Source organism: Dyadobacter psychrotolerans, from assembly GCF_004349265.1.
Classification (GTDB): Bacteria; Bacteroidota; Bacteroidia; order Cytophagales; family Spirosomataceae; genus Dyadobacter; species Dyadobacter psychrotolerans.
Genome location: NZ_SMFL01000025.1, coordinates 18,968 through 30,388, shown reverse-complemented (window position 1 = coordinate 30,388; position 11,421 = coordinate 18,968). Strand labels below are relative to the sequence as shown.

The window sequence follows — 11,421 nt, the reverse complement described above, 5'->3', positions numbered from 1 at the left end:
TCAAACGATTCCTTTTGTTTAACTATTGGGTAATATTCTTTCCGAATCTTCTTTTTTTTCAGGGAAGATTACCGATGCAAGTATACTTACGGCCAAAATTCCCAGAATTACGTATAGAGAATATACCGTTTTAAAACCTGCATGTTCAAGAGGAATATGGAAAATCATTTTCGCTCCAATGAATACAAGTAGTACACCCAGTCCGTATTTAAGGAAACGGAAAAGTCCCATAATATTACTCAGGAAGAAGAACATGGACCGTAAACCCATGATTGCGAATATGTTCGAGAAAAAGACGATGTAGGGATCTTTTGTTACCGAGAATACTGCCGGCACCGAATCCACTGCAAAGATTAAATCTGTAAATTCAACGATCAAAACCACTACGAACAATGGAGTAAGCAGCCATTTTCCTTTTTTAAGTACAAAAAAGTGCTCTTTGACGTAGCGCGGAAATACAGGAAAATATTTTGATGTGAATTTAACAACCGGATGTTTTGCAGGATCAATTTTTTCATCGCTGTTCCCTTCAAAGAATATTTTCCCTCCCTGATAAACCAGCAGCGCGCCAAAGAGATAGATAATCCAGTCAAACCGCTGCATAAGCGCTGAGCCAAGGAAAATAAACAGGAACCGCATGATAATGGCACCCAACACACCCCAGAAAAGTACTTTTTTGTAATACTTAGGTCTTACACCAAATGAAGAAAATATAAGAATGATTACAAAAATATTATCGACAGACAGTGCATATTCAAGCAAGTAACCTGTGATAAATTCCAGAGACATATTTTTACGATATATCTCAAGACTTTCTTCAAAATTACCAGGAATCAACTTGACGTGAGAAGCGTATTTGGCCTGAATCGCTTCGAGCTGTGTGTAATTATCAACACCATGTACCAAATCGCCATGGGTATTTATGATCATATAAAAAACCAAGGCCAGCGCAATCCAGGCAACCGTCCAGCCAGCTGCTTCACCAAACTTAACAATATGGTCCTTTTTATTAAAAACCCCCAAATCGAGGAGTAGCATCACGCTAATTGCTAAAAGAAAGCCTCCGAAAAATAAAACTTCGTTGGAAAACATGTAGAGTAGATATTTTAATTAGAGTAAAGTTTGGGTTATGTAAACTGGTAAGAAAAATCTACCAGCCGTTTTCACCGTAACGCAAAGGTAATCAAAATATGTAGTGGGAAAGGGAATAAGGACGAACGGCTAAAAGTATAATTATCCGGTATTAATTACTGTGTTTAAAGTTACATAAACCTATCCGACTGCATGCCCGGCAATACTTGCGGGTTTCCTGTCAAGAATAAAAAATATGAGGAGCTAAGTGTAATGATTTACAATTTGTTAATGAAAATATAGAAGAAATTGATAAAATATTTTTGTAAAAAACTTGCGTCAAATGGTTTGCATACCTACATTTGCACCACGTTAATCAGAAACGGTTATGCGAAAGTAGCTCAGCTGGTAGAGCGCGACCTTGCCAAGGTCGAGGTCGCGGGTTCGAACCCCGTCTTTCGCTCAGAGATAAAGCACCGGAAGCGGTGCTTTTTTTTCTCTTAGATGCCATCACAATCGTTAATGGCTCAGGCCGGGGTGGTGGAACTGGTAGACACGCAGGACTTAAAATCCTGTGAGCCGAAACGCTCGTACGGGTTCGATTCCCGTCCCCGGTACAAAGCGGGACTTTTGTGAGAAATCACTAAAAGTTCCGCTTTCACTTTTTCCTATGTCGCTGTTTATCTGAAAGATAAGAGCCGCCGCTTCATTGATTTTTGTGGTTCGATATCCACTTTCTGAATACACCAGTTTTTCGGGATATATCGAACCAATGATCTCACGCTTCTGGTTTGTATCTGACCTTGTATAAACAAGGTCGATGTTTGAAAGTGCGTTCACTGCCTTATCCAGCATTTTTTCAATATTCACAGGACTGGCAGCACTGGTTGTCATCTCAGTTAAATTAGCCTCAAGTCGCACGAGCTTTTCCTCTATTTCTGCTTTCATCGTCCGGTAGTCCTTTGGATCAATATCAGAGGTTAACAAAAGCTCTCTCGCCTTACTAAGTTTGCTGTTTAAAAGATCGATCTGTTCCAGAACGTGTTTCTTCTCGCTTTGTGAATGCGTAGTCTGCCCTTTGAAAACTCTGCCAACAATAATTTTGAAAAGCTCTGTAACACCTTGGTGCGGTTTAAACTTTTGAAGTTCGATTACAAACTGATCATTCACCTGAGCACACGGATATCTTGGCCCGCAGGTGGCCACACAATGATAATAGTGATACCTGCCGTTTCTGCCCTTCGAAGCACTGGCCGTGAGTAGCCTGTGACAGTTAGGACATTTCAGAAAACCCCTCAGAGGAAACATATCATTGGATATTTCTCTCACATTTGGTCGTTGCCTTTTCTTCCTACCGTCAACGGCATCCTGTACATCATAAAACAAATTTTCGGATATTAGTGCTTCATGCTGCCCTTGTGCTAACCGGCTTTCCTCATCCTTATAACCGGGTATGAATATCTTACCGAAGTAAAGCGGGTTTTCGATTGCACGCCAAAAACAGGTTTTACTGCATCTGAGTCCTCTACGGATAGCCTGTCTTCTGACTTCCTCCACCGAGTATATACCTTGCGCTAATTCTTCAAAGGCCCATTTTAGCACGGAAGCCTGTGGCTGCTGTAATGCGATGTATTTCCTTCCGCCTTCTGTGATCTTGTTTATGTAGCCTACCGGAGCGACACCCATGTACCTACCTTCCTTTCTTGCCCTTCTCATACCATGAAACGTATTGAGTGCCCGCCGGTCATTTTCCACCTCTGGCGCAGCCAGGTAAAATGCCAGCATCATTTTGTTTTCCGGAATAGAAAGATCCAGCGGCTGCTCAATAGCCTGGGGCTCCACCCCCATCCTCCGAAGGATGCTGATCATCTGGTAAGCATCACCCGCATTACGGCTAAACCTGTCCCATTTGGTAAAAAGAACCAGATCCACTTTCCCTTTTGATTTTTTCAGGTCTAGCAGCAACTGTGACCATTGGGGTCGGTTGAAGGTTTTGGCCGAATGGTCTTCACAGATCACCTTTCTAACCTCTATATGGTTAATACCACAGTACTTTCTGAGCATCTCTTCCTGCCCTCTTTGTGAGTACCCTTTATCTGCCTGTTCGTCCGTGCTGACGCGGACATATAGATCTGCCTTTTTCATCTCAATACCATTACATCATAAATAATTTAGCAAATTAGTTTCTGTTACTAACATCCTCTTTAAAATCTCTAAGACATTGATTTACTGCTATATTAGCCAATTTTTCCAAAAATTCCAAGATTTTCTTAGCCTGAATTTCTGTTACCTCGAGTCCTTCGCGCCTTAAAACTTCCAGCGCCTTTTGCGGTGTTACTCTGTCTCTTTCTATCGCCCCCATCCTGCTCACCATGTTTTAGCCCAACATGTCGGAAAATAATCTTTGAATGCAAGCAAGATGTTCCGGCGGTACTTTCCGGAATAAAAAGAATCTAATTTCTGCATTTATGGAATTAAACGCGGCCTGATCTTCCTAAATCAGACCGCGTGGTTTACTAATCAGTCCATAAAAACATGACCTTCATACTGTGAATAGCCATCTAAAAATAGGTCCCTTGCATAGGCTTCGTAATCAAAATATCTTTGCAACAGTTCGGGCACGTCTGATAGCATTCCCATATCTTCGATATAATGGTATGCAAATTCTATTTCCGAATCTTTCGGTCCTGAAAAGCAACCTTGATACGATTCTTCAAATCCTTGCAGCGTTTCATGTAAATCATTTCCATTTGAAGGCCATGATACGATGCTGGAACAGTAAATCTCAAATGCCTCCGCGCGTTCCTCGCCCATTTCATCCGTCAGTTCAAAGTACTTGAATGTGTCCTCATGCAGACTGCATTCTGAAATCAAAAAATCCGGAATATATTCCCAATCCTGGAACATTAACTCAGGCAGAAATTCATTTCGGTGATATTCATAGCAGTCCTTGTAGAACGCTTGGCTATCAGAGTAGTCTGAGAGATCAAACCATTTACCGAAAAGTGATCCGTCGTTATACTGCCCGTAAGTTCCAACATAAATTTTTGGAGTGTTTTCAAGATTTTTCATGATTGAAAGACTTTAAAAGTAGCTTAGCCCGGCGTTGTGCTCAGGGCAATCGCTATCTACACTCAAAGAAAAAATGACGGGGTTCACCCCTTGGCTGCAAGAGTGGCCAGCGGTTTAAGGAGCGGCATTAAGCCGGGGGCGCCAAGCCGCGGTAAATAGCGGGCTACTCTTGTAGTCGTCATTTTTTGCTTTGTAACTTTCGTTGCTCTGACTGACAACCTGTGCGATAGACTCTTACAAACCATAAAACACTCATCGAAATTGAATTAACCTCAACTATCTAGAATCCAAAAGCACCATCAAAATAAACCTATTATGTGAAATGTATTACGATTATTAAATTTTTTGTACGATATTTTGATTTTTAATTACGATATGCGTAATTTTGCAATCAAACTTTTCTGCTATGCATACGGAGATATTAAAAATTATTGAAGGAGGATTATCTAAGGACTTCAAAAAAGTACACAACTACTCAAAGCTGTTAGCCGATAAACTGGCGAAGGATGGAGATGAAAAAATGGCAAAACTGATTTTACGCGCCATCGAAAACGGTCCCGCTACAACCGTTGTAATGGATGAGCTTCTGACCACTCCCGTTGATCAGGAAAGCAGACTTAGCATTGTCGATATTTCTAGGCCTCTTAGTGGCAGAACTCCGGTTATACTACCTCAGTTAATAGAGAATAAGATTGATGATTTTATAAATGTTGTAAAGCATCAAAGCGAGTTGATAAAAAATGGAATTGAAACAACCAATACTCTTTTATTATATGGAAAACCAGGTTGCGGAAAGACAACAGTCGCGCAATATATCTCTGACAAAACAGGTTTGCCTCTGGTAGTTGCAAGATTTGATGCAATAGTCTCATCCTTACTGGGCAACACAGCGAAAAATATCAGAAAGATATTTGACTTTGCAGACAATAAACCCTGTATTCTGTTTCTGGACGAATTCGATGCTATTGCAAAGGCAAGAGACGATCAATATGAACTTGGTGAACTCAAAAGAGTGATTAACAGCCTATTGCAAAACATTGACGCTTTTGCAAGTCACAATATATTGATCGCCGCTACCAATCATCCGGAGCTCTTAGATAAAGCGATATGGCGCAGGTTTAATACGGTTATTGAGATTGGCGCTCCTCAGGAGGCTGAGGTATCACAGCTGATTAAAGTTTTTACAGCAGGGTTCAAAACAGACTTTATAGATGATGAAAGACGTCACGATAAACTTGTGAAACTTCTGACGGGTAAGTCTCCATCCGATATAAAGGGGATCATCAACAATGCAAAGGCGCATACGATCATTAATGGCCGTGAAACACTTGCTTATGAAGATCTACTGGTAGAGCTTTTTGAATTTACCAACCATGGAGACTTATCCATCGAAAAGCTGGTGGAATTTTTAAATGACAATGGTATTCCACAAGTGGCCATCGCCGAAAGGATGAAGATATCCATCAGACAGGTAAGAAATTTTTTAAACAAAAACATCTAGGTCATGGCAGAAAAGAACCTCCCTGTAAAATTCTTTCAAAAAAGACAGAAAGATGAGATGGACACCGAAGGTGGTGGAGAGCGGAAGATGCCCACTTGGGCAAGTCCTGCCATAGCGTCTCAGAAATCAGCTTATATCAGAGAAGTACTTCAGGATGTTTCTGTCAAATTGACCAATAAAGTCAAACAAAATAATTACATCCCGTCAGTGCTAAAACTGAAAGTCAATGAAGATGCACTGGCCAAATCATACCGCAAAGAAATCGGAAACCTGTTCAATACCACAGAATTGAATATTATTGGGGTTAACGGAGTGGACGAGGTATTGGTAAAAGTGGATGATGTTCAGGATTTGCAGGGAATGATCAGAAATTTCGAGAAGGCAAACAACGCATTTCCAAGCTTTTCTACGGTAGTCGGGATATCTGCCATTAGTGACGTAGAGGAATTCAAACCAGAAATAGCCATTGAGTCGGACATTGAAGAGGATCATGTCTTAAAAATAAAACTTTTCAATTATGGTAATATTGAGTTGGACGGCATACTGGCCAGAATGTTTGAACAGTTTTGCAAAAGCAGAAAATTGTCTTTTAAACGTACCGTCTACTCCGGCGATTTAAATATTTACCGGGTCGATGCGGTAACAACAGATGCGCTGGATTTTTTGAAGGATTTCGATGGTATACAGCTTATCACCGAAATGCCTTCATACGAACTTACGCTTGACGAAGTAATTGAGGACACGCCAGTAGAAATTAAAACACCAAAGGCTGGTGTGGACTATCCTATCATCGGTGTGCTGGATACAGGGATTGCCAACATTCCGCATCTTTCGCCCTGGCTTCATCAGGATAACATTACCTATTATACCGATGAGGATACCAACAAAAAGCATGATACCGGTGTCGCCGGAATCCTGATTTACGGAGATATTCTTGAAGGAGTGAATTATACCGGGTTTGAAGGATGCAAATTATTTGAAGCGGTTGTGATGCCGGATCTTACCAGGCAAAAAATATATGAAAGTGAATTAATAGAGCAGATCAGAGACGCAATCAGCAGACATGATCATATTAAGATATGGAATCTGTCACTGGGAACAGATCAGGAAGTCGACTTAAATGAATTTTCCGATTTTGCAAAGGCACTCGATGAAATACAGGAGCAGCATGATGTACTGATTTGTAAATCTGCCGGAAACTGTGATAATTTTAAAATAAACGCACCAAAGCGCAGGATAACCAAGTCTGCCGATACAGTCAGGGGGCTTGTTGTCGGTTCTTTGACGCATGATCAAAGTCCGACGGACCATGCTAGGAAACATCACCCCTCACCGTTTTCAAGAACGGGACCAGGACCAGCGCATTTGATCAAGCCGGACATTGTTCACATGGGCGGAAATGCAGGAACGGACGCGCGAAATAATGTGACTATAAGTCCTGTCAAATCTTTTTCATCGGATGGCAGGTTAGCAAAAATTATCGGTACGAGCTTTTCCACGCCAAGGATTTCAGCCATTGCGGCAGGGTTAAATTCTATGCTTAACGAGAGGTTCAACCCCACCCTGATAAAGGCTTTGATCATTCATTCTGCTAAATATCCTCCCGAAATGAAAATGGCGATTTCGGACAAAATTAACACGGTTGGTTTCGGAATGCCATCTAATATATCCGATATCCTTTTTAATGAACCAAATGAAATCACGCTGATACTGCAGGATACGCTTGAAAAGGGGAATTTTATTGACATTCTTGATTTTCCGTTTCCGCAAAGCATGGTAGATGAGGATGGCTATTTTTATGGAGAGATTACGGTCACACTTGTAACTGCTCCTATTTTGGAAGTTTCACAGGGAGCGGAATACTGTCAGTCCAACATCGATGTGATGCTTGGGACTTATGACGAAAAAACGGAGCGGGACACCTCAAAACCACAAATCAAAAATCCAATCGGTGCTGATGGACGGCAGAATATCCTTAGTAGCTCAGTCTATAGTAAAAGAGCCGGAAAGAATATGGATGTCCCGTTTGCCGCAGAAAGAATACTGATTTCATACGGAGATAAGTATCAGCCTGTAAAAAAATGGTGTGTGAATTTTCAAGAATTCACAGAATCCAACAAGGAGAAATTTTTGAAAGCTCCTAAAAACTGGTATTTGAAAATCAAAGGGCTTTACCGTGATTTTTCAGAATCCAAGGCAGAAATTAATAAAGTGACGCTTGCACAGGACTTTTGTCTGATCATTACCATAAAGGATACCAAAAGAAGAGGTAATATCTACAATGAAGTCACCCAGTTATTGGATAATTTTAGCTTTATACATAGCAATGTGAAAATAAAAGAAGAAGTCAGATTACGTTTAAACAATGGTTAACTAATAAAAATACTACAGAAACAAAAAAATGCCCTGAAGCGCTAACTTCGAAGGCATTCAATTTAGAATGTATAAAGCTGTTGGTGGCTTATCCGGGTTGGTACCCCTTTGGCATTCTACTTTATTGTGCTTGAACGCTGCAAAGATATCAATTTGTTTAAATTATTTATCTGTGTACTACAATAAAGGAAAACACCATCCAGATAATCTCCGGCGCTGCAAGTTCGGAGTGGATATATAAATTTTTGTAAAATGAAATTTGAAGGAGCTGTTCTAAAAGAGCAGGGTGTAACCTTCGCGATTGTAGTGGTAAAATCGCATGTATTGAACAGCACGAACCAGTGTGACGAGGCGCGGGCAGCCTTCAGAGGCGCATTTCCCGGAGTGCCCATTATTTTGATGGCGCAGGATTCGCGTGGCACTGCAACGTACCAGGGCAGAAAGGATATCGTGAACTTCCTTAGTAAGATTCACGTCTCCCGAATTCCCTGGAAACAGTACAATTACAATTAACAGATTTTAAACTTAAACAAATTTTCACTTATGGCTAGAAATGGCAAAACAGGTGATGGACATCGGAATGGTGCTGTTACCGGAAGAACACAGGTGTATAATCCTGTAACGGAAACATGGACCAAGCGGGATCGGGAAACCGGCAGGTTCATGGATGGAAAACAAGATGGTACTCCGTTCAAAGGCGTAACAAAAGAGAAGTAGGAAGAACGGTGTAAAAATAGCGGCCGTATATTCCGGAACGGTCGCTGTTTTTTTAACCATCATAGAATTTCAACATCATTATAGCTACCAGTTCAAATAGTCCACTTGACTTAAGTAGACAGGGAATTTTTACCTGATTTCAGGAAACTTTGTATAAGACTGAGAATGAAACAACCAACAAGAACTATCAACCGACTGCATTTTTCGGACCTTGACCCGCTAAGATTTGAAGACCTGTGCCTGAATATTGTTTCCAGAACTGACACTTTTAAAGAAATCAATCATTTCGGCCGTAAAGGTGCAGATCTAGGTGTAGATATATTTGCGATACAAAACCTGGAAGGCAAGGAAAAAATTTGGTTCATACAATGCAAACGGTTCATTCGGATCGGAAAAGCAGATATCACCGACATCGTCGACAAAGTAGCGATGAATGTGGCATTACCTGACAAGCTGCTGGTGATTGTAGCCTGCGATGTGAGCCGGAACCTTCATCAATACTTAAAAGATTATTCTAATGAAAAAGGAATTTCCGAGGTGGAAATCTGGACAGCAAGCGTTCTTGAAGCAAAATTATACAAAGATTACAAGGATCTACTTTTTGTATATTTTGGTGTACGGGTAGAGAAGAAAACCCAGGATAACGCCACTAGAATCAAGTACTCGCTCAGAATGAAGAAGCGTGTAGAAAAGGAACTAATAGATCATGAATATTTAAAGAAAAACAGGACTCCGGATCTGCTTTTGTTTAAACCCTATGCAAAATTTATCACTCATAAAGTCTACATACGATCAGTCGATGACACATCGTATCCCGACTCGGATGAAACACCAGATGGAAAGATTAGTCCCTGGTTCCGAACTTTTTTTTATGATACTTACCATAACGGAATAGAATTCTGGCTCAATGTGGCGATGAGCACCCCTATTATTATGGATGAGCATGGATTTTGGGAGCCGTTAGACCATTTTGATAAGAGAAGAAATAGCCCCAAATACAAAACATTTTATGCTATTAAGGTTGGAAGAATTCCTTATCATAACATCGTAGAGATTCTCCGGGAAGGAGATGAATACTTTTCTGAGCCACATTTGTTCTGCAAATTTGATATCCAAGAAATGCCATATGAGGAGATTTATTACAAAACAGAAGGAGATACTGAAAGAAAAATTCCGGACTGGGATTTGGACAAAACTCTAAGAACAGAATTTCCTGGCGAATGAGAAGATATAGCTAAGGGAAAGAAGTTCGCAAAATTCCTACTTTTCGATTCTACCAGTTGAAAATATAGGAAGACGAAATTCTATAAACCAATATCGAGCTGCTAACTAAACGCCTCAGCGTGTGTCAACTGCTGACACCTGATGGGGTGAATTGAAGAAAATGTAACCTAGTATTATGTGAAATACATCCACGAAATGAGGATCTTCAAATATCTGCCGCCCGATAGAATCGATGTCATCTTAAACCAGAACATTCGTTTCACACAACCACATTACCTAAACGATACTTTCGAAGCGATACCGTACCTTTCTGGAATAGACACAGCGAAAAAAATTGATGATTTGTTTGACAAAGAAATTCCGAAGATTATTAATGGGCAAGACATACTGAACAATTTTAGTATACAACTTCAGGAAGTTGTCAAAGCAAACCCTGAAATTGATCCAAATGCAATTATTGATATTATTAAGACAGTTGAACCGGATAAATTACTGAGTACATTAGTCAAGCCATTTCTGAAATCCATGAATTTGCAGCCAGCGAACGACGATTTGGTTGAGAAGTTCCGGGAAGGGTTTCAGAATAAACTTGGAATCCTTAGCCTAACACAGAGAAAGGACAATTTGCTGATGTGGGCACATTACGCACAAGGCGATACTGGCTTTGTAATTGAGTTCAATCACTCAGGAGACCTTTTGAAAAATAGGAAATCATCTATTGCATGTTTAAACGAAATTAGCCAGGTACGGTACAGAGAGGAAAGACCGGAAATATATTTATTTAAAACGCTTACTCCAAATCAAGAATGGATTGAAGCATTAGCCGCAGATGTGTTTTTAACAAAAGGACTATCCTGGGAATATGAACAGGAACTTAGGGTTGTAAAAGGGTTGCAAGAATGTTCCTGTGTCAACGAAAGTCTTGGCATTTTTCTATATCACTTCGATGCCGCGGAGATATCGAACATTTACATGGGGATGAAGATAGGTAGTGCCACTGAAGAACGGATCAAGGGCATTTTGTCTGATTCCAGATATGGTCATGTTGGACTATTTAAAGCATTTCAGAGTAGTAAGGAGTATCGAATAGATTTTCGAAAACTTATTTAAGCTGTAAATCTAACTTAGAACCCAATAAACCTGCTTCCGTCGGATTTTACCTTTAATGAAAAATGCACCAAGATATTTTCCAGTAGAGAAAACAACCGCGGCTTCGGAAAGAATTGAGAATTTGATTCTAGTATTTATGAGGTCGATTTACCCAATCAGTTATTTGATAGAGAATTAACTAAAACATCTCCAAGAACGTGTAGTCATGGAAAATTGGAAGGTTTAGACATTATTAATTTCTACCATCTTTCCAGCCCCAACAGGAGTAAATACATTCTCCATTCCGCAAAGTAGCATATCCATCCGTCTTTACGCCGCTTGCGAAATGTGCTCAGGAAAACTTTCAACCTTTG

8 protein-coding genes, 2 tRNA genes and 1 pseudogene are annotated in these 11,421 nt (G+C 40.3%); 8 read left to right on the top strand and 3 right to left on the bottom strand.

Going from position 1 to position 11,421, the window contains the following annotated elements; genetic code table 11:
* Positions 1-18: 18 nt before the first annotated feature.
* Positions 19-1,092 (bottom strand): TerC family protein, encoded by a 1,074-nt coding sequence (locus E0F88_RS32460; protein ID WP_131962790.1) that lies wholly within the window; start codon positions 1,090-1,092, stop codon positions 19-21.
* Positions 1,093-1,461: 369 nt separating this feature from the next.
* On the opposite strand from E0F88_RS32460, the gene E0F88_RS32455 reads away from it, so the two are divergent.
* A tRNA-Gly gene (locus E0F88_RS32455) sits at positions 1,462-1,534 on the top strand.
* 68 nt (positions 1,535-1,602) lie between these two features.
* Positions 1,603-1,688: transfer RNA gene (locus E0F88_RS32450), tRNA-Leu, on the top strand.
* Positions 1,689-2,481: 793 nt separating this feature from the next.
* Here E0F88_RS32450 and E0F88_RS34945 read toward each other — a convergent pair.
* Together E0F88_RS34945 and E0F88_RS32440 are read right to left on the bottom strand one after the other, a co-directional pair.
* Positions 2,482-3,216 (bottom strand): annotated as a pseudogene (locus tag E0F88_RS34945) (recombinase family protein); the annotation flags it as partial.
* Between the two features lie 375 nt (positions 3,217-3,591).
* On the bottom strand, positions 3,592-4,143 hold the full coding sequence (locus tag E0F88_RS32440) for an antirestriction protein ArdA (RefSeq protein ID WP_131962788.1): 552 nt from the start codon (positions 4,141-4,143) through the stop codon (positions 3,592-3,594).
* A 406-nt stretch (positions 4,144-4,549) separates the two neighbouring features.
* Here E0F88_RS32440 and E0F88_RS32435 point away from each other — a divergent pair, with 406 nt between their 5' ends.
* The 6 genes from E0F88_RS32435 (at position 4,550) to E0F88_RS32415 (ending at position 11,068) form a co-directional block, all read left to right on the top strand.
* A complete protein-coding gene (locus E0F88_RS32435) occupies positions 4,550-5,644 on the top strand; it encodes an AAA family ATPase (protein WP_131962786.1) in 1,095 nt (364 codons plus the stop codon).
* Positions 5,645-5,647: 3 nt separating this feature from the next.
* Positions 5,648-8,017: a S8 family peptidase gene (locus tag E0F88_RS32430; protein WP_131962784.1), complete on the top strand. Its 2,370-nt coding sequence runs from the start codon at positions 5,648-5,650 to the stop codon at positions 8,015-8,017.
* 252 nt (positions 8,018-8,269) lie between these two features.
* Positions 8,270-8,530, top strand: a complete 261-nt coding sequence (locus tag E0F88_RS32425) for a hypothetical protein (RefSeq protein WP_131962782.1) — start codon at positions 8,270-8,272, stop codon at positions 8,528-8,530.
* 30 nt (positions 8,531-8,560) lie between these two features.
* The gene (locus tag E0F88_RS33905; protein ID WP_165940226.1) at positions 8,561-8,734 is read left to right on the top strand and encodes a hypothetical protein; all 174 of its coding nucleotides are present in this window, start codon (positions 8,561-8,563) and stop codon (positions 8,732-8,734) included.
* Positions 8,735-8,899: 165 nt separating this feature from the next.
* The gene (locus E0F88_RS32420) at positions 8,900-9,958 is read left to right on the top strand and encodes a restriction endonuclease (RefSeq protein ID WP_131962780.1); all 1,059 of its coding nucleotides are present in this window, start codon (positions 8,900-8,902) and stop codon (positions 9,956-9,958) included.
* A 177-nt stretch (positions 9,959-10,135) separates the two neighbouring features.
* Positions 10,136-11,068 carry a DUF2971 domain-containing protein gene (locus tag E0F88_RS32415; protein ID WP_131962778.1) on the top strand — a complete coding sequence of 311 codons (933 nt, stop codon included), beginning with the start codon at positions 10,136-10,138 and terminating at the stop codon, positions 11,066-11,068.
* Positions 11,069-11,421 lie beyond the last annotated feature (353 nt).

Excerpts from the sequence above, each read along its gene's own strand:
- E0F88_RS32430 (WP_131962784.1), top strand. The coding sequence starts at position 5,648 with ATGGCAGAAAAGAACCTCCCTGTAAAATTCTTTCAAAAAAGACAGAAA.
- E0F88_RS32460 (WP_131962790.1), bottom strand. The coding sequence starts at position 1,092 with ATGTTTTCCAACGAAGTTTTATTTTTCGGAGGCTTTCTTTTAGCAATT.
- E0F88_RS32435 (WP_131962786.1), top strand. The coding sequence starts at position 4,550 with ATGCATACGGAGATATTAAAAATTATTGAAGGAGGATTATCTAAGGAC.
- E0F88_RS32440 (WP_131962788.1), bottom strand. The coding sequence starts at position 4,143 with ATGAAAAATCTTGAAAACACTCCAAAAATTTATGTTGGAACTTACGGG.
- E0F88_RS32425 (WP_131962782.1), top strand. The coding sequence starts at position 8,270 with ATGAAATTTGAAGGAGCTGTTCTAAAAGAGCAGGGTGTAACCTTCGCG.
- E0F88_RS33905 (WP_165940226.1), top strand. The coding sequence starts at position 8,561 with ATGGCTAGAAATGGCAAAACAGGTGATGGACATCGGAATGGTGCTGTT.
- E0F88_RS32420 (WP_131962780.1), top strand. The coding sequence starts at position 8,900 with ATGAAACAACCAACAAGAACTATCAACCGACTGCATTTTTCGGACCTT.